Source organism: Lactobacillus helveticus DSM 20075 = CGMCC 1.1877 (genome assembly GCF_000160855.1).
GTDB classification, from domain to species: domain Bacteria; phylum Bacillota; class Bacilli; order Lactobacillales; family Lactobacillaceae; genus Lactobacillus; species Lactobacillus helveticus.
On record NZ_GG700753.1, the window covers coordinates 66,343 to 85,952 of the forward strand.

At 35.0% G+C, this 19,610-nt stretch carries 12 protein-coding genes, 3 pseudogenes and 1 other annotated feature; of the genes and pseudogenes, 3 read left to right on the plus strand and 12 right to left on the minus strand.

What is annotated here, in order from left to right:
- The 7 genes and pseudogenes from HMPREF0518_RS09700 to HMPREF0518_RS04055 form a co-directional block, all read right to left on the minus strand.
- Positions 1–238: pseudogene (locus HMPREF0518_RS09700) on the minus strand (pyridine nucleotide-disulfide oxidoreductase); the annotation flags it as partial.
- Between the two features lie 38 nt (positions 239–276).
- The gene (locus tag HMPREF0518_RS04030) at positions 277–1,551 is read right to left on the minus strand and encodes a DUF2075 domain-containing protein (RefSeq protein WP_023192994.1); all 1,275 of its coding nucleotides are present in this window, start codon (positions 1,549–1,551) and stop codon (positions 277–279) included.
- Between the two features lie 41 nt (positions 1,552–1,592).
- Positions 1,593–2,974 (minus strand): annotated as a pseudogene (locus HMPREF0518_RS04035) (amino acid permease).
- 11 nt (positions 2,975–2,985) lie between these two features.
- Complete coding sequence (gene mmuM, locus HMPREF0518_RS04040) at positions 2,986–3,999, minus strand: homocysteine S-methyltransferase (RefSeq protein WP_003626389.1); 1,014 nt, start codon at positions 3,997–3,999, stop codon at positions 2,986–2,988.
- Positions 3,957–4,195, minus strand: a binding site (T-box leader). It overlaps the preceding gene by 43 nt.
- A 54-nt stretch (positions 4,196–4,249) precedes the next feature.
- Positions 4,250–5,382 (minus strand): annotated as a pseudogene (locus HMPREF0518_RS04045) (amidohydrolase).
- A gap of 88 nt (positions 5,383–5,470) precedes the next feature.
- Positions 5,471–6,802, minus strand: a complete 1,332-nt coding sequence (locus tag HMPREF0518_RS04050) for an APC family permease (RefSeq protein ID WP_023192996.1) — start codon at positions 6,800–6,802, stop codon at positions 5,471–5,473.
- Between the two features lie 289 nt (positions 6,803–7,091).
- A complete protein-coding gene (locus tag HMPREF0518_RS04055) occupies positions 7,092–7,457 on the minus strand; it encodes a pyridoxamine 5'-phosphate oxidase family protein (RefSeq protein ID WP_003626398.1) in 366 nt (121 codons plus the stop codon).
- A 209-nt stretch (positions 7,458–7,666) separates the two neighbouring features.
- Between HMPREF0518_RS04055 and HMPREF0518_RS04060 the strand changes: the two genes are divergently transcribed.
- From HMPREF0518_RS04060 to HMPREF0518_RS10665, 3 genes are all read left to right on the plus strand, one after another.
- A complete protein-coding gene (locus tag HMPREF0518_RS04060; RefSeq protein WP_003626400.1) occupies positions 7,667–9,613 on the plus strand; it encodes a M13 family metallopeptidase in 1,947 nt (648 codons plus the stop codon).
- 225 nt (positions 9,614–9,838) lie between these two features.
- Positions 9,839–11,395, plus strand: a complete 1,557-nt coding sequence (locus HMPREF0518_RS10660) for a bifunctional metallophosphatase/5'-nucleotidase (protein ID WP_003626402.1) — start codon at positions 9,839–9,841, stop codon at positions 11,393–11,395.
- Positions 11,396–11,432: 37 nt separating this feature from the next.
- The gene (locus HMPREF0518_RS10665; RefSeq protein ID WP_003626403.1) at positions 11,433–12,284 is read left to right on the plus strand and encodes an SLAP domain-containing protein; all 852 of its coding nucleotides are present in this window, start codon (positions 11,433–11,435) and stop codon (positions 12,282–12,284) included.
- 153 nt (positions 12,285–12,437) lie between these two features.
- Here the strand turns inward: HMPREF0518_RS10665 and HMPREF0518_RS09705 are convergent, their stop codons facing one another.
- The 5 genes from HMPREF0518_RS09705 to HMPREF0518_RS04090 form a co-directional block, all read right to left on the minus strand.
- On the minus strand, positions 12,438–13,394 hold the full coding sequence (locus HMPREF0518_RS09705; RefSeq protein ID WP_003626405.1) for a transposase: 957 nt from the start codon (positions 13,392–13,394) through the stop codon (positions 12,438–12,440).
- Positions 13,391–13,531, minus strand: coding sequence for a hypothetical protein (locus HMPREF0518_RS10670; RefSeq protein ID WP_003626407.1), 141 nt, complete (start codon positions 13,529–13,531; stop codon positions 13,391–13,393). Before HMPREF0518_RS10670 ends, HMPREF0518_RS09705 begins: the two co-directional genes overlap by 4 nt.
- 198 nt (positions 13,532–13,729) lie before the next feature.
- A complete protein-coding gene (locus HMPREF0518_RS04080; protein WP_003626409.1) occupies positions 13,730–15,607 on the minus strand; it encodes a TerB N-terminal domain-containing protein in 1,878 nt (625 codons plus the stop codon).
- 59 nt (positions 15,608–15,666) lie between these two features.
- Entirely contained in the window at positions 15,667–18,153 is a 2,487-nt protein-coding gene (pglZ, locus tag HMPREF0518_RS04085) for a BREX-1 system phosphatase PglZ type A (RefSeq protein ID WP_003626411.1), read from the minus strand.
- A 163-nt stretch (positions 18,154–18,316) separates the two neighbouring features.
- Positions 18,317–19,610: hypothetical protein (locus tag HMPREF0518_RS04090; protein ID WP_169303867.1), on the minus strand; the 1,294-nt coding region annotated here is incomplete at its 5' end.

Here is a 19,610-nt window from a genome sequence, read left to right on the forward strand (position 1 = left end):
ATGATGATTTTTGCCACGCAACATAGCAGTATTTGATTTTTACCATTAACAAAATTCCACACCATTGCCAGCTTCAATGATTAAACGCTTAGATGGCAAACAAGCAATATTGATGCAAGTACCGCCGTACATTTGATTTTTCAATTACTAAAACTTCCTCACATTTTTGAGCGAGAAATTTTGCCAGGGTTTTCCCACCTTTACCAAAGCCAATAATAATATTTTGAATAGTTTTCATAATCTCATCCTCTTACTAAAAGTAATTGCTATTTTTATCTAATAATACTGATAAAAACTATTCGTGTCACCTATTATGCTTAAAATTAATTTTTGATAATTTTGGTATAAAGTCTGTCGCAATAATGGATCATGGGCATAGATATAGGTACCATAAACACCGCGCTTTAATAAAACGTTGATCATGTTCATGAATAACCGCTTCTTAGCTTCATTTAGTTCTTGATCATTGAATAGATCTTTACGTTTTTTGAAGGCTTCAATATCTGTAAACTTGCTTGGATCTACCTTCAGTTTATTGGTACCCGGAATTTGCGTAATTGGCGGACTTAAAATGATTCCGGTGTAGTTTAAATCAAAACCCTGACAAGTATAAATAGAACCAACTTCATTAATAGTTTCTGGTATTTCAGCCCAAGGTTTAGATGTGTAATTATACTGATCCCACGGCATTTTGAACTTGCCTTCTGTGATATAGTGTTTACCACCATCAAGAGTCGAAGGATATCCGGTAGTAGATAAAATTCTAGATAATCCTACCTCATTGTTTCGTTTAACTATCTCCTGCCGCATCTTTTCTGCATCATCAAAAATGCAAAAATCATAATTGTGTCGCGCATCCTCAGGAAATGGCAGGATTTTCTCTTCATCAGTAAAATAATTAAACCAATTAAGTAGATCATCACTGGCATTGACTCTAAATTGGTGAGTTAAATGATAATCTTCATGAGGACATTGATGAGTAATTTTTTCTAATTGCTTGTTGGTCCAAAAAGTCTTAGTGCGTAAAACTTGATATTGATCAAATACAAGAATTACAACTTTAGCTCGCTTGATGAGCTCTACTAATTGATTATTGTAAGTAAAGTTATTATATGGATCTGATCTTGACAATAATAAGTGAGCCTCATCAATTACAACGACATCTACTGTTTCATCTTTTTTATCGAGTTGATTGATTAAAGAAGTGGGACGAGTAAAGTCTTTTTTGTAAAGATGGGGCAAATCACCTGCAATTTCTTTATATGCTTTTAAAATTTCTGGGTGATTGACCACAAAATAATTGGTCGTTTGATAAAGTGGTGAATCTTCCTTAGTTCTTGCGGCAACTTGGATTTCATTGAATAAGTGTGCTAATACAACACTTTTTCCTGTTCCTGCATCCCCATAAACCGTAAAAATAGCAGGATAATCTTGCTTAATGTGTTTTGTAGTAAAAGACAAAATATCATTAACTAGATTCTCTTGTTCTGCAGTTAAAGTTTTAAACGGCGACAGTTTTTCTGTTGCACTATTGATAATTGTATTTTGCATTTCTAACTCCCCTAACATTAGCTAGAAATATTTTACCACTACTATTCTGCCTCTTTGACTACTTCATTGTCTTTACGCCTCAACCAAAAACGGTGTCCTAAGTAACAAACAAGCACAAACGGAATCGTGTAATACAGTGCCACTCTTTGCGTAGGATCAAAACGCATGATAATAAACTAGCAATAAAAGCAAAGTATGGCACAACAGGATACCAAGGAGTTTTATATTTTAATTCAGATAATTGATGCCCATCTTTTAAAAATTGCTTTCTAAAATTCAATTCTGCCCAAGCGATTGCCATCCAAACGAAAACTACTGCTAGTCCTGAAATTGAAACTAGGACTAAGTAAACTGTGTCAGCTGCGATCTTACTTGATACTAATGCAAATACACCGCCAAGCATGCTGAAGATTAATGCTAAAACAGGAATGCCGTTTTTATTGGTTTTCTTAAAAATAGCTGGAATAGTTCCCTCATTGCTCAGAGACCATAACATTCTAGTAGATGCATACAAGCCAGAATTGGCAGCTGAAATAATTGCAGTCAGCACAACAAAATTCATGATATTAGCCGCAAAAGGCACATGAATTGAATCTAAGACGTAAACAAATGGACTTTGCGTAACGCCGGCAACCTTATATGGAATCAACGCAGACATTACAGCAATACTACCAATGAAGAAAATAAGCAACCGCCAAAGCGTTGTCTTGATTGCACTAGGAATAGCCTTTTGAGGATTTTCTGCTTCACCTGCAGTAACCCCAATTAATTCAGTACCTGAAAAAGCGAAGTTTACTGTCAACATTGTTGTAAATACACCGCTGAATCCATTAGGAAACCAACCATTACGATAAAAATTAGCCAATCCCGGTGCAGCATGATAACCCTTAACAGGTAAAAAGCCGGCAATAACTAATCCGCCCAGGACAATGAATGCAACTATGGCAAAAACTTTAATTGCCGCAAACCAAAATTCACTTTCTGCAAAAGCTTTAACTGAAAAGAAATTGCTTAAAAAGATTAATATCATACAGGTCAAACTCCAAATCCAAACTGAAACTTGAGGGAACCACTTTTGCATAATCAATCCTGCTGCGGTAAATTCTGATCCTAAAGCAATCGTCCATGTTAGCCAATATAGAATAGCTACTACAAAACCAGTCGAAGGCCCGATATATTTTTTAGCATAAACGTGAAATGCCCCTGTGTATGGCATGGCAACAGATAGCTCACCTAAACACAGCATGACTGCAAAAACAATTAATCCACCTACCAAATAAGCAATTACTGTTCCTAAAGGTCCTGCTTCATGAATCGTATAGCCAGAACTAAGAAAAAGCCCTGTTCCAATCACTCCGCCTAGCGAAATCATCCTAATATGTCGTGTCGTCATTTTTCTTTGTAAATGTGTTTGATGAGCCATTCATAATCCCCCTAACGCAATTGATTTAGACTATCGCTAATCTGCTTAATTTCAGTTGGTCCTGTAGTACAACAGCCACCAATTAGACGTGCACCTTCTTGATACCATTTCTTGGTTAATCTATTAAAATCAAATTTTTCTTTGAATTCACGCCATTGTTTGATCTTAGGATCATAGCTTGCACCCAAATTTGGATAAACTACTAATGATTTAAACGTGTATTTACCAATTTCTTTCGATGCTGGTGCAACCAAATCGGGTGATATGCAATTAATTCCAATTGCAAAAACTTGTTCAAATTTATCTACTGCACTAACTGCCTGCTCCAATGTAGTGCCATCACTAATATGAGTTGCATCTTTCAAAGTGAAACTTACATAAACTGGGTAATCTGATGCATTTTCTTTAAGCCAGTTCAAAACAGCTAATGGTTCATCTAATTTAGGTTGCGTTTCTAATGCAATTAGATCTGGCTTTTCTGCTAAAATTTGGCGCAATCTTGGCAAATGAAAAGCTAAATATTCTAATTCACTTAACTCATAATCTCCACGATATTCATTGCCGTCTGCTAAATATGCACCATATGATCCTACAGTTCCCGCAACATAATTATGCTTGCCAGTTTTTTGTTCATAATCATCACGTGCTTTTTTGGCAACTTTTACTGCATCCCGAATAAATTTTTCTGCTTCTTGCTCACTATAACCTGCTTGAGTAAACGCTTGTACATTAGCCTGATAGGTATCGGTAATAACCAGTTCAGCTCCAGCAGTAAAGTAATCCCAATGTGCCTGATAAACTTTATCCAATTCATTGATCAAGGCCGTTGCTGTCCATAATTTATTGTTAGTTTTAACTCCCTGTCGTTCTAACTTATCAGACATTGCACCATCTAATACGATTCCTTTTTTAGCTCTACTAATTAAATTCATCATCAACACTTCTTTCTCATTTTTTAATAAAAACAAAAAGCACCCATCCCCAAAAGGACGAGTGCTTCGCGTTACCACCTTTAATTTATCCATTACTCGCGCAATGAACCTTATTAACTACCCAACATAGTTTGTGACAGCTAACGGTTCACAACGCCGTTGTTAGCTACTTATCGCTAACACTGATATCCAAGCCCATCTTCATTACCTTCAATTGCTTATCTCTCACCAACCGATAATTCTCTGTAACAATTAAGCGATAATTACTCTGCTTTTCAAATTCTTTTAATTTATTGTTAATAATAATAAAACGATCCCAAAAAATTGTCAAATGCTTTTTTATTTAAGCAAAATAATGACTGATTACACTAGCCGCACTTCTAGCACAAATGATTAAACAATCTTCATTCATCATGAATTTAGGACTGTGATGCGGATATATTCCGCCATCTTCAGGCTGACACCCAACATAAAAGAAACAAGCTGGCTTCTTCTGAGCATAGTAGGCAAAATCCTCCGAAGCATTTACTACTCCGCTATCCTTTACAGCAGTAACTTCAGGAATTTTACTCTCTTTAATCCAATTTTCTACTTTTTTAGTCAAATCTTGATTGTTAACTAAAACTGGATAATTATCGTCATAATTAAGTTCAGATTTAACGCCGAAAGTTACATCGGTTCCCTTGATGATTTGTTTAATATTTTTCTTCATTAATTTACGAGTAGCTTCATTCATCACCCGGACATCGCCCTTAAGTTTTACCTGTCCTTGGATGGCATTATAGCTACCTGCCCCATCAAATGAGCCAATAGTTACGCGCTGCCAACATCAAATGGATTTAACCTTCTAGAAACAACGGTTTGCACCTGAGTGACAAAATAAGATCCAGCCACAATTGCATCATTGCTAAGTTGTGGCATTGAAGCATGACCACCTTTACCAGTAAAAGTCAGATCAAAATTTGCACGTCCGGTCTGCGTTGCTCCTGCATGAAGCTGAACCGTTCCCGTTGGCATCGTGCTCATTACGTGAATACCGATCACATCGTCAACACCATCTAGCGCTCCGTCTTTAATCATCGATAAAGCTCCGCCTGGGACAACTTCCTCAGCTGGCTGATGAATTAAGCGAATGCTTCCATTAATTTGATCTTTTAATTGAATTAAGCATTTGCCTAATACCAAAAGATAGGCAGTATGACCATCATGACCGCACGCATGCATGACACCGGGATTTTGAGATTTAAAAGGCAATTCGTTGTTTTCTTGAATTGGCAATGCATCAAAGTCAGCACGCCAAGCTAATTTTTTACCCGGCTTATCTGGATTAATATCTACTACAATGCCATAGTCATCTCCACAATGGCGCACCTGGCAATCCAAATCACGATAGTAATTTTCGATGAATTCAGACGTCTTTTTCTCATGAAAAGATAACTCTGAATGCTCGTGTAGATAACGACGAATTTTAATAATCTCATCTTTGTTTTAATCTAAAAGCTGCATTAATTTTGTTTCAAAATTTGCATTCATAACAAATCCTCCATTATGTTTATCAACTATATTATTTCAATCTTTTTCTGTCCATTCGTTTTACTACATAAAATATTGGCAAACCTACAATTACGATGCCAATGAATAATAAAACTCCAGCAGGATCGTTGATCAATTCACTAATAAGTACAAATAAGCCACCTAGGATAGCTACGATTGGAACAAGTGGATAAAGCGGTGTGCTGAATGGACGCGTTTTGTTTTTCTTACGCAAGATAAAGATGCCGAAGAATGCTAATAAGTAAAAACAATAGACAGTAAATACGCACAAGTCTGACAAATGATCTGGTTTAAAGAACATCATCATGATAGCAGCCAATACTATGATGAATAAGGTTGCAACCACTGGTGATTTACCTTTAGGAGTGACATATGACAAATATTTTGAAAATGGAAGGTCGCCACGTCTAGCCATTGCGTAGACAATTCGAGGGAATGTCAGCATCTTGCCATTCAAGGTTCCCATCATTGAGATGATAATTCCAGCAGAAAGCAATTTCCCTCCGATTGTGCCGAAGACCTTAGTTGCTAAATATGCGGTCGTATTTTCACCCAAACGATGGATTAAACCTACTGGCAAAAAGCGAAAAATCCCGATTGTTACTAGTGTATAGATCACAAGTACAGAACTAATACCAAGAATAATAGCTTTAGGCAACAACTTTTGTGGATTCTTCATTTCGCCACCTAAATTGGCAATTAAGATCCAGCCATCGTAGGCAAACAAGGTAGCTAAAACAGCAACGCCAAAGCCGCCAGTCGATTGATTGACTTGACTAATGGTTTGCCCTAACGCATCTTGATGTCCCCAAAAGATACCGCAAATTACAATAGCTGCAATTGGAATCATCTTAACGATGGTAGTAATGACAGAGAAAACCGCACCAACTTTGTTTTCCAGGAAATTTAATAATCCTATGGCGATAACGGTAACGATCGCTAAAGGGATGCTCCAATTACGACCAAGTCCGAAGAAATTAGCCATCAAAATACTCATGAAGCCGGCTACTGAAGCAATAATCGCAGGACCATAGACGATGATCTGCATCCATCCTGCCATAAAGCCGCAAATTCGACCATACAGATTTTCAATATACACATATAAACCACCAGTGTATGGCATCTGAGCACCGATTTCAGCAATCGTTAATCCACCTGTCAGCGTGATCAATCCACCAAAAATCCAGGCGATAATTGCCATTGTACTTGAACCGGCACTATCCAATACGGAAACTTGCTTAAAAAATATGCCTGAACCAATGATTGTACCGATTACGATTGAAATGGCTGAACCAAAACCGATTGAACGTTTTAGGTTATTGTTGGGGTGTTTATCTGCCATAATTATTTCCTCCATGAAAAAAACCTACTTAATTATCACCTGAGCCTACTTAATTATCATGAGTAGGTTCAGGCTATGAATTATCTGTATGCCAAAACTACTCAAGTTCAACGGGAAGAACTTGAGCTAGATGAAGTTGAAGCTACATTGGCGTTAAGATAAAACATGATTTTTTCCTCTTTCAATTCATTTTTATTAGAATATCATGAGCTTTTTAATATGGCAAGATATTTTTAAACAAAAAAGCTGGGGAAAATGTCCCAGCTTGATTGCTATTTTAATTAAGTTTTTATGCAAATACTTCTTCGATGTTTAAGTTAACTACGAATGCATTTGGAAATTCAGTCTTAGCTAAAACTTTCTTTGCGTAGTCATCATCTTCGTGAACTTCTGGAGTAGTAAGTACCATAACTGCAGTATGTGATGGAACATCAGCTGCAACAAGAGCAACCTTTGAACCGCGCTTAATGTTTTCGTAAGCTTCACCCTTGGTCTTTTCAAGGTATTGTAAGTGACTTGGATCTAAGACAGTCATTGAGCCCTTAGGACCAACTTGTGGGTTGCCGTCAGCATCAACAGTTGCTAAGTAAACTAAGTTATTCTTGAAAAGATTTACTTGTTCTTCAGTAAGCTTGTTAGTATTTAATTTCTTCATAGATAATACATCCCTTCTGTTTTATCAATACACTATAAGTATACATCAATTTAATAGCAGGTGTTAGAGATGTGCTTACATCCTTATTTTTATTTAACAAAATGCTTTTATTACTATAAATAAGCAAAATTAAATAAGCAAAATTAAATTTTCATTTTATTTTAAAAAATGCTATGATTTAACCAACTAAAAAACAAAGGAGAAAACATATGAATTTAGCAAAAATCCGCGGCGGTGCTGGTGATATCACCAAGCCCGATCTCAATGCCCGCATTCAAGATAACTTATACTTAGCCGTTAACTCTGACTGGATTTCTAAAGCCAAGATCCCTGCCGATCGTCCATTAATCAGTAGTTTCAGTGAAATTGATTTAAAAATCGAAAAAGAATTGATGAACGACTTAGCTGATTTTGCTTCTGGTAAAAAAGCTTTGCCTGATATTCCTAACTTTGACAAGGCAATCGAAGTTTATAAATTAGCTAAAGATTTCGCCAAAAGAGATGCCGATGACTTTCAACCTGCTCAAGCTGATCTTGAGACTTTAATAAACTTAAAAGATGTCGATGACGTCAAGCAAAATCTAGCAAAATTATTCTTGCGCTTTAGCTTTCCGTTTTTATTCGAAGTTGAACCTGATCGTAAGAATACGAAGACCAATTCTCTTTCCTTTGACCGCAACTCATTGATCTTGCCTGACACTACTAGTTACCAATCACCTTCTGCTAAGCAATTGCTCGATGTTTGGCAAAAGCAAACCGAAAACTTGTTAAAGATGGCTGGTGTTGAAGAAGCTGCTGCTAAGAAATACGCCACTGATGCGATTGCACTCGATGCTAAAATCGTTAAGGTTGCAAAATCAGCCGAAGAACGTGCCGATGATGTAGCTCTTTACAACCCAATCAAGACTAACGAATTTGAAGAAAAGACTAGCTCTTTGAACTTGGGTCAGTTGCTTGAGCAGCTCTTTGAAAAGAAGCCAAATTACGTTGTAGTACGTGAACCAAAATTCTTGGACCACTTCAACGAATTATTTAATCAAGAGAGCTTCGATGAACTTAAAGGTTGGTTAATCTCTACCTTCATTAATAAAGCTGCCGCGTTTTTATCAGAAGAATTCCGTCAAGCTGCCTTCCCATTTAAGCAAGCTACTTATGGTCAAAAAAAATTGCCTAGTCAAGAAAAGGAAGCTTACTACAAAGCTAATAATTTGTTTGATGATGTAATCGGCGTTTATTATGGTCGCACTTACTTCGGCGAAGATGCCAAGGCCGACGTTGAAGATATGATTCATCGCATGATCGATGTCTACGAACAACGAATAACCAATAATGAATGGCTCTCACCTGCTACTAAGGAAAAGGCAATTACTAAGTTGCGCGCCTTGGTTTTAAAGATTGGTTATCCTAATAAAATCGATCACGTTTACGATTTATTCCAAGTTACTCCAGCAAATGAAGGTGGCAACCTCTACAGTAATCAAGCAAATATTCGTGAAATCAGCTTGAAGCATAATTTCGATAAACTGTACAAGCCAGTTGACCGCAGCGAATGGTACATGCCAGGAAACTTGATCAATGCTTGTTACGACCCACAGAGAAACGATATTACCTTCCCTGCCGCTATCTTGGAAGCACCTTTCTACGACATCAATGCTTCTCGTGCTACTAACTATGGCGGTATTGGTGTGGTAATCGCCCACGAAATTTCTCACGCATTCGACAACAACGGTGCAAAGTACGATGAATTCGGCAACATGAAGAATTGGTGGACCAAGGAAGACTTTGCGGAATTTGAAAAGCGTACTCAAGCTGAAATCGACTTGTTCGATGGTATTAAGTATGGTCCTGTAACTCTTAATGGTAAACAAATCGTTAGTGAAAACATCGCCGACCAAGGTGGTTTAACTGCAGGTATTGAAGCTAATAAGAATGAACATGGCGACATGAAAGAACTATTCGAAAACTATGCTCGCATTTGGGCAAGTAAAGAATCTCCTGAAATCATTAAGACAATTGCCGCATTCGATGTTCACGCTCCAGGTCCTGAAAGAGTTAACGTTCAAGTGCAATGCCAACCTGAATTTTACAAAGCCTTCAATGTTAAAGAAGGAGATGGCATGTGGCTTGACCCTGCTAAGCGCGTAGTCATTTGGTAAAATTTTAATCAATAAATCTAAAATCCTATTAAATCTTGGTATTAACCTTGAATTAATAGGATTTTTTGCTTCATTAAACATCGCTATTTCCTAGGTACATACAGTTTTCTTGATTTCTAGCTTTCAAGTTCCAATTATTAACTATAATTGATAATTGAAATTAAAATGTTCACGTTTTATACTTTACTTAATAAATATTGTTTAATTTAATTTGAGGAGTATAAAATGATATCACGTCATGTAAATGGAATCATTACGAGTTTAGCTGCAAGTGCCTTAATGGGGCTATTTTTAACAAATGTCCAAGTTAAAGCAGATACACAACAAGTTCAGCAACCAGTTGCTCAAACTACTCAGCAAAATGCTGATTCAACAAAGCAATCTTCACCTACTGTTTATACTGAAAGCTCGAAAGAAGTACCAGTAGTCAGTTATACTGATCACCAGTCAAAGCCGAACAATGATCATTGGTCAAATCCCGCTAAATATAAAGATGCCATTCCTGTACAAATTTTAGGTATCAATGATGTACACGGAAATATTGATACCACTGGTAAAACTTGGATTGGCTATCGTTCCTACCAAAACGCAGGTAATGCTGCCAGATTGGCTGGATATTTGAACAATGCCGAATCTGATTTTAAAAAGAAAAATCCAAATGGAACAACTATCAGAGTTGAAGCTGGTGACATTGTGGGAGCATCTCCAGCAACTTCTTCATTATTGCAAGATGAACCTACAATGCATGCACTAAAGCAGATGCACATTGAAATTGGTACTTTAGGTAATCATGAATTTGATGAAGGACTAGATGAATTCGATAGAGTTTTAGAAGGAAAAGCCCCTAAGAAAGGACAGTTTAACCAAGAAGAACAGGATTATCCTCATGAAAATTCTGGCATTCAAATTGTAGTTTCTAATTTGGTAAGAAAGGCCGATGGAAAGGTTCCTTTTGGCTGGAAGCCATATATAATCAAAGAATTAGAATACAATGGTAAAAAATCAAAAATTGGTTTTATCGGAATCGATACAACAGATTTACCTAAATTAACTTTTGCCAAAAATCTAAAGGATTATGAAGTACTAGATGAAGCTGAATCAATTGCTAAATATGACAAGATTCTGCAAGATCAAGGTGTTCATGCAATCGTTGTTTTAGCACATACTGGTGTAGAAACTTATAAAGGAAAGACTCAAGGCGATGCGGTTAAAATTTTACAAAAACTATACCGTATCGATCCTGATAATTCAGTCGATTTATATATTGCAGCTCACTCACATCAATATGCAGATGGTGGAGTCGGCAATACAAAACTTGTCCAAGCTGCAAGTTTTTCAAAAGCATATGATGATGCTATCGGCTATATCGATCCATCAACTAATGATTTTGTAAAAGGAAGTTTAATCACTCATGTATACCCTGTTATGTCAGCAACTGATGATAAAGAAATTCAGCCTGATCCAGCTGTAGAACAAGTCATAAAAGATGCCGAGCAAAGAACTTCTAAGATCACTAATAGTGTGATTGGTAAAGCAGCAGCCGCAAAAGATATTACCAAAGATCTTAATTCAGATACCGAAAATGCAATTGGCGATCTAGTAGTTGATGCGCAAATGGCAGAAGCTAAGCGAGAAGGTATTGTTGCTGATATTGCTATAACTAATGGTGGTGGTGTAAGAAGTGACTTAAAAGTCGAAAAAGATGGCTCAATTAAGTGGCAATCAGCACAATCAGTTCAGCCTTTTAGTAATCAAATTCAAGTTTTCGAACTAACTGGATGATTCTAGCAATGAAAGCAGATATTATCTTTTGAGTGGAATGCATTATGTTTACACTACACAAGACGATAAAGCTTTTCCAAAGAAGGTTGCAGTTCTTTATGACGGCAATAATCACCCTGTTGATCCAAATAAAGTTTATCGCGTGATTACAAGCAATTATTTAGTTGATTCAACTAGTCAATTGAAAGGTGCAAAAAAGGTTGCAGATATTGGGGTTGATACTGATATTTTCGTTAATTACCTTAAACATCAAACAGAAGAAGGCAACTTAATCACTGCCCCTATTCTTAGCCGTAAGAAAGCAGTTACTCCAGAAGAAGCTAAGCAACTAATTAAGGAAGCACAGGATGAATTAAACAAAATGAGCCATAGCTCCTCTGAAGATAACGAAGAGTTAAACAATAGTATTGATTCAATTAATACAAATTCAAATAATACTTCAGCCAATAACCAAGTCAATGTTGAAAAAGATAACTTTACAAAAGATGAAACAATCACATTAACTCACAATGCGTTTGTATATGATAAAAATGGTAAGCTTGTATTGAAGCTAGGAAGAAATCTATTCTTAAAGAAAGGCTCCCATATTCGTCCTTTAAATAATGCAGCAAAAGTACTTATTAACAAACACGAATACTATCAAATTGGCGAAAACGAATTTGTCAAAGTAGCAAATACTATTGAAAGAAAAACAATAGTTTTGCGTTTAAAGCACAATGCATATCTATATTCAAAATCTGGAAAAACAATTAAAAATGGTAAGAAGAAGGTTCTATTGAAGAAGGGCAAAAAAGTAAGAGTGAAAGCTACTTCTATTGTAAAAATCGGTCATAGTAAATACTACCAAATTGGGAAAAATCAATTTATCAAAGTGGCAAACTTCGAATAAATAAGTGAAAACTAAAAGCTAGTAATAACACTTTAAAAATGTGTTGTTTCTAGCTTTTTAATATTCGATTCTAATTTATTTTACTGAAACTTGAAAGCACTAAAACTAGCTGGATCCGTATTGGATCTGGCTTTTTGTCTCTTAAATTAGTTTTTAAGCTGTCCGCAGCAGCTGCTTTTGCATGAAAACCGGCAATAACTTAATAAAGTTGTCTAATATTTGTTCCACTGTGGCGGAGATCTCTGCTTTTGCTTCTTTAAGAGCGGTAAGCAGGTAGACCAATGCCTCTTCAAAGGCTAAATCAGGCAGCGCTTCATTCATTAAATAGAATAAATCGCCTAAGGTTCGATCATCGATACTCTGTCTTTCTTGCCAAGCCAACAGATCATAAGTTAGAGCTGTCACGGCAATGTAGCCGCATTGCCCGTCATAGCTTCGAATCTGTGATTTGTTTAAGGCTAAGTATTGCTTAGCTGCTTTAAAATAAGTTTCGATCTGCCATCTGCGGCCATAGAGCTGAATGATTTCCTGTGGATGCAGCTTGTATTGCGTAGTTGCCAGTACTAAATATTTTCCTTTACTGCCGCGTTTTGGCGGCAGCCAAACGTTCATACAGGCCTCTGACATCATAAAGGCGGCCGCGGTAACGATAATAAACTTTCTTGGTCTTTGAGCCTGGGTTCTTCTACGACCGGCAATTGAGCGCTGATCAGCAGTAACAGGCTGATTGCCAATCATATTATCTTTTTTCTTAGTTGACATCAAAGCAAAATTAACCGGCAAGAAGGTATTGCCATCGCTCCAGCCAACAGTTAGACCACGATAGCCGGTTAAAAATTCATGCTTGTCATGATCATAGACTTTAGCCAATAATTCGGTCTTCTTAGAACAAGAACGAGCCATTAGCGTGTCATCAACGATTAAAGCCAATCTTCTACGTCGATCAATTACCGGTTTCAAAACAGAAATCAGTTTAACAGCAGCCAAACAGACCAGCTTCTGCCAGTTGATGCGGCCATCATTGAGCACATTTCTGCCAGTTTTAGCAGTAAAATTCTTGGCGCGCTGACAGCGATAAAGCGACTTTCGCGCAAATCTAGCCTTGATCATCCAATTAACAGGCTAACCAGGGAATGTCGTTTGAAGTTTACCTTTTTACTCAAATCACCTAGACCAATTAACTTAGTAAATGAAGAAATTAAAGATTTAGTGTCCTTTTCTTGGTTAAATTGCGTTATACTTTTCATTGCGTAGGATCTCCTTTACTTTGGATTTGACACTTAAAGTATAATGCGGAGAAATCCTGCGTTTTTATTTTTACGCAAAAAAGACTAGAAACCATGCAGAAAGAGCGTGATTTCTAGCTTTCAAGTTTCAGTTAAAGAATTTGAGATAAAAGAAAAATGATATCTTTGCATGTTGCATTGATATCATTTTTTAGTAATTTAATAATAAGTAATATTATTAAATTTCTTAAACCAATAATCCGAATCACTATTTAATTTTTCAAAATCTTCCTCAGATAATTTTGATTGATCTTCATTCTCATGTTTCATGGATTTTTGTTCAGCCGTTTCTAGCTGCTTTTTAAAATCCGTAACATAAGAGTCATTGTTAACTTTACGTAATACAGGCGAATCTATTGCAAAATCAATAATCTGAACAGCATCGTTAAATCTATGTTCTTTTTGATACATTATTCTTAATCTGTTTGCTGCTCGATAATTAATAGCCACACATGCTAACCATAATTTTTCTGCCTTATCCCACTCACCTTTTTTATATTCAAGATCAGCATTATCCATCTTTTCAGCAGAATTATTCCAACACCAATCTTCTATCTTTTCTTGTGAATTTCTTGATTTATAAGGATTAGTCTGATTATTCTTTAAAAATTTTCTTGTCAATTTAAGCTGCTCTGTAGCATTTTTTATTTGCTTATCTGTTGACATTGGATAACCCGTCTTAGAATTTATTCGCTTGGGCTTAGCAATTTTCTTCTTGCTTTTATCCTTCTTTGGCTCTACTGCCCTCTTTATTTCAAGAAATCCTTTCACTTGATCATGAGCTTTCTGCAGTTCAGCATATATATCATGGCAAAGTTTTCTATCAGACAACGGATCTGGCATTAATAGATCTGGTCGATTATTACCTTTTCGTAATGAATAATTTGAAAACATATAAGGTTCTTTCTTTAACTTTTGAATATTTGAAAGTTCATATTGAAAATATTCTGAACCAAACTCTCTCTTCAAGCTTTCAATCAAAGCTTTTTTGAATAATTCTGGATACTCTTTTATATAATATCGATTTCTAAAATCAACCTCTGTAGCCAATGATATTAATTGGTCAGCAGATAATTTATGACTCAATAAAATTTGAAGTTTTATATCACATTTATTCAAATCAACATATTTGAGTAAATCTAATCGCTTATGAATAAAGAATATGTATCCAATGGACGTTGAAGAATAATAATCAAATGAGCCATTACTAATCTGACCTTGTAGTTTTGAAATAATTTTAAGAGACTCTTCTAAATATTCATCATGTAATATATGACGTTCTAAGCAATACAACAGCAGAAAAGCAAAGCCAATATCGGGAACATTTGATAAATCTGTCGTCAGCCATGTTAAGAATCCATTTCTCTGTTCGGACGTTAATCCTGAATAACTAGGATAATAACTCAACTTTTGAAATTGACCTTCTGCAACTGGGAAATTTATCGAAATAGCTGATGGTTCTCCTACTTCTGAATCAATATTCTTTAGTTGACCATCAGTGAAATACAATAATGGCAGAATTTTGGGATTTATATTATAACTTTTATTTCCTGCTACTAAATTTCCTTCATGTACAACAGGTTTAGCAGTACTTTTTGGTGTATCAGTTGAATCAACAGATTGATCTACATTTCCTGCATTAGAAGAATTGATTTTATCATGTTTTTTAAATAATCTGACTATTAACCAAACTATTCCGCAAACAGCAAGAATTCCTAAGGTTATATGAATGTTGGCTAAACATAATATCAATATTACTACCCAAAAAATCCACCAAAGACAGGAACTAGATGATTGTTGATTTCCCTGACCTTGTGTAGTTCTTTTCTTGTTCTTAATTGGTTTTAAAGTATCAATACTTGTTCGATGATAAACCGCATTATACATGCTACGTTTTGGATTTTTAATGAATCCTGTGCCTTTTTTACCATATCCTGGTATGATCGCTCGTTTAACTGCTCTCTTAGCCCTACCTGTAGTTCGTGCTTTAAACGATGCCTTCAGTGATGGCTTGCGAAATACACTTCTTCTTCTCATTACTAATTTCCCTCAAAATAAAACAGATTAGATATTAAGCTAATCTGTACACTAATCCATTAATTAATCAAATCCATACTATATTCAAATCGTTTTGGCTCTTCTGTACTACCTTCACGATCTATTACTAAATAGTATTTCTTATCAAGATCATACTGCATGTCTTGCATTGTAATCGTAATAGCAATTGTACGATCAGCTGCAGAACCAGTTCGATTTGCTTCAATAGTTACATTATTAGAAATCAAATTACCATCTTCATCAGTAAAGTAAGCATGATATTCTGCTGGTAAGACGGTATCACTAATCGGCGCAGTCTGGTTGAACAATAGATTCATCTTCAAATTATTAATTCTAAATGTTGTTGCCGCTAACTTAATTTCTGCTGGTTGAGCAATAGATCTTCTAGAAGTTGCTTTAATATCTAAAACAGGAATTAACATTTCTTGAATAGAAGAACCACCATGAACATAATTCTTGCTTCCACTTCTAGCTACGAATTCATTCGGACTTACTGGATAATAGACATTGGTAGGATCATCATTATTTAAACTGACACCCATTGTTGTATTTTTAACACCCATTACATTAATTTGACTTGGAGTGATTAAATATCTTAAATGAGTATTTCCTTCATAATTTTGCCCTTGAAGATCGATTTTATCTTTATCTTCAATTGGCTTTTCTTGATAAATAAATCCATGATCAGCAGTAATGATGATATGAGCTATACCATTAGTTCTTAGGACTTGAACAGCTTGCTTAATTTCATCAATTGCCTTTTCAGTAGCTTCAACTAATTCTTTAGTTGTCTTTAATTCATGTCCTTTGGCATCGATTTGATTATGATAGAGGTAAATTACATTTTTCCCCGTAATCATTTGCTTAATCTCTTTAGAAGACATTTCCAGGACATTCTTTAATTGAAAAGCAAGATTGTTTTCATCATATGACTTAAGTAACTTGTCCCGACTGTCAGTATTCTCTGCATTTTCACCATTTACTTTAACCTTAGAAGTCTTATTATCCCATTCTAAAGTTTCATGAGGTAGCATCACATTCATCCCCATATAAGTGACGGATGGTAAAACCGTAATTGCATGATTCATCTTCATTGTCAGACGATCATCGCTATTTAGCTCTTCTTCTAATTCTTTAGCTACTTCATAACGCAAGGCATCAGAGAAAATTACAACTACTCTCTCTCGTACATCCCTGACATAATTATGATAAAAGCGTTCTTGCTTCAGCTTGACAGGAACCTCCTTTAGATCAAAAGTTTCATTCCACTGCTTAACAGAGCTATCAAGCAACATATTGCCATAATAACGATCAATAGTTTTTTTAATATCAATATAATTATCAGTATCAATGATATTAGTGTAAGCTAGCAAACTCTTACGATAAATCGTGTCAATTTTATAGCTATTATATAAGTAATCATTCAATTCATCTTGCCAATCATCAACCATTGGCACTTTTAAATTCAATAATTCTGCAGCATATCGTAAGAATTTATATTCGGGTTCAGTTCCGCCATTGAAATTATTACGTGTATGATCAAGCATCTGATCGATGATCTCAAGCAGTTGCTCATAATCGGTAATTCTCTTGCCGTCAAATTTAGCGACTAACTTAGCCAAAATTAAATGGTTAATTTCTTCGAATATGCTAATCTTAGTCAAAATCATGGCTGGTTCATGCTTCAACACGGTATTCAAATTCAAATCGCGCCAAACTGTAGATGAGCAGTTGTCATAGTATTGCTGATACTTATTTGAGTCAGCAAAACGATCAATAAAGATTTGAACATTATCTTGTTGTTTAAAATAATAATTCTTAAATCTATCGGGAAGCTTATCGTTTAATTCATTAGCTAAATATGTGATAAAAATGCGCTCAACTAGATACTTCAGATCAACTTCACTATCAGCCTCACCACCGAAGTAATTCATGACCAGCTTCCAAAAAATATCAAGCACATCATATTTACTAAATGTAAAAATATAATGATTATTAACATAGCCTGCAGCAATTACTTTCATTAACAACTCATTCATATCGAGCTTTTCTGTTTTAGTAATTGCAGCAATAATACCCTTTTCTGGTGTCTTATCAAAAGTATCAGACCAATACTTAACAAAATCTGCTCTTCTAGTTTTGGCACCAAAGTAACTATTATACTTCTTAACAAAAAGCAGTTGATTCTCTGGAAGTTGGAGTTCTTCCAAGATAATTTGTGTAGCATCTGCAGTGAAGAGCTTAGAATAATGTTCCATATCAGTTAGGTAATTCTCTTGAATTGCAGGTCTCTTGTATGGTGCATAGATTAAATATTTATGCTCTGAATCGTTTAGCAAATCAATCTTACTCTTGAATTGTTGATTTGCTTGAGCTTTATAAAGCTTAACCGGGCTTAAATGCTGTGCAATTGAATCAATAATATCCTTGAATTCTTGCTTATCATCGTACCAAAAAACATATTGGTTATCTGTAAAATAGCTATTAAGTTTAGCAATAATCTTATCAGTAGTTAATGTAGGCATAAATCTTCTCCTAAATCTGTTAAATAAATTATAACAGTCGGCGGGGATGCAAAAAAGACCTCATCGAGTTAATAGACGAGGTCTTGGTGCTTGATGCACTCGTAATAAATATATGAGGATCACAAAAGTGTGTCTTGAGTATTTATATTAAATAGCTTCTTTCTTAATCTATTCCTGCATCTAATCTATCAAGAAGATCTTTTAATTCTTTTTGAATCACTTCAATTCGCTGATCAATTATTTTTTTATATTCAAAATAATCTACTCCTAACGTACTTGTCCAAGTAGATAATTGTTGAAGTTGATTAATTTCTCCTCCAAATACTTCCTTTATTCCTGCTTCACTTACATCCCAGGATAAACTACTTTTATCAAGACGTATCTTACTAAAAAAATCAGGGTCAGGTTTAGTTAAAATTAAAACTTTAATATATTTGTGATATATTGATAGATCATCGCACTCATTTAAACCATCAAAAATCATCTGCACTTTCGCAGTATTATCGTTGTTTTGTTGAATCAATGTGGTCAGCCATTTATTTATCTGCGTGCTTACCTCACCTTGTACACTACATAACTGATTTGTCAAGAATCTAAGATAAGCTATTTGAAGAACTGTCTGTCTTGTTTGATAAATATGATTCCATATAGTGCATAAAACAGTTTGTCCATATTGACCTGCCATCAGATTAACTAGCTTATATTTATTTTTCACTGAATAAGTATTTTTCAGTTGAGGTATCAAAATATCATCAATATATCTGATTAAAACATTAGTATCTTCTTTATAAAGGTCCTTAAATAAGTAACCTGAATAATCTCCATTTTGACTATTTCTTTTTAAAATAAATAGGTATATATCCTCTAGAAGAGTAATATTTTGAAAAGATTTTACAAGAACTGAACTTTGCTTCTCATCTAAAGATACATATCTGAAATAAATTATTCGAAACTTTTCTCCTTTGGACCACACAATAGAACAGCATTCCTCTAATGCTTGTTTATTAACTCTATTGAATTTCTGAGCAAATAATATATTGCGATTTATAGTATTGCCCACGTCTTCCTCTGTCTCATTATTAAGCCATCTCTTAAGCAACTCAAATGTCTCTTCATCTACTTTGTCATACGGAATATTGCTAAAGAAATAATACCAGAGAAGATCTTGATGATCGACATTAGAATCTTGTATTAAATTAATTATTTGTTTTAATTCGAATTCTTTAAATAAATAGTTAAAAACTTGTATATTGACATACTCAACAGTTTTTTTACTTTTAAAAATAATCTCGGCAGCACCCAAAAGATCTAAATGATTATCTTCAATATCTTTTATTAGAGATTGAAGTATATCGGATATTTTATACGCAATAATACCATTATCAATTTTTTCCAATAAATCTACAAGTTGCCTTAGTAACCCTAATTTATCTGGAAATTCTCTAATGAATTTGCTT

Bases quoted from the DNA above. Each gene is read 5' to 3' on its own strand.
- HMPREF0518_RS04030 (WP_023192994.1), bottom strand. From the start codon at position 1,551: ATGCAAAATACAATTATCAATAGTGCAACAGAAAAACTGTCGCCGTTT.
- mmuM (WP_003626389.1), bottom strand. From the start codon at position 3,999: ATGGATAAATTAAAGGTGGTAACGCGAAGCACTCGTCCTTTTGGGGAT.
- HMPREF0518_RS04050 (WP_023192996.1), bottom strand. From the start codon at position 6,802: ATGGCAGATAAACACCCCAACAATAACCTAAAACGTTCAATCGGTTTT.
- HMPREF0518_RS04055 (WP_003626398.1), bottom strand. From the start codon at position 7,457: ATGAAGAAATTAAATACTAACAAGCTTACTGAAGAACAAGTAAATCTT.
- HMPREF0518_RS04060 (WP_003626400.1), top strand. From the start codon at position 7,667: ATGAATTTAGCAAAAATCCGCGGCGGTGCTGGTGATATCACCAAGCCC.
- HMPREF0518_RS10660 (WP_003626402.1), top strand. From the start codon at position 9,839: ATGATATCACGTCATGTAAATGGAATCATTACGAGTTTAGCTGCAAGT.
- HMPREF0518_RS10665 (WP_003626403.1), top strand. From the start codon at position 11,433: ATGCATTATGTTTACACTACACAAGACGATAAAGCTTTTCCAAAGAAG.
- HMPREF0518_RS09705 (WP_003626405.1), bottom strand. From the start codon at position 13,394: ATGATCAAGGCTAGATTTGCGCGAAAGTCGCTTTATCGCTGTCAGCGC.
- HMPREF0518_RS10670 (WP_003626407.1), bottom strand. From the start codon at position 13,531: ATGAAAAGTATAACGCAATTTAACCAAGAAAAGGACACTAAATCTTTA.
- HMPREF0518_RS04080 (WP_003626409.1), bottom strand. From the start codon at position 15,607: ATGAGAAGAAGAAGTGTATTTCGCAAGCCATCACTGAAGGCATCGTTT.
- pglZ (WP_003626411.1), bottom strand. From the start codon at position 18,153: ATGCCTACATTAACTACTGATAAGATTATTGCTAAACTTAATAGCTAT.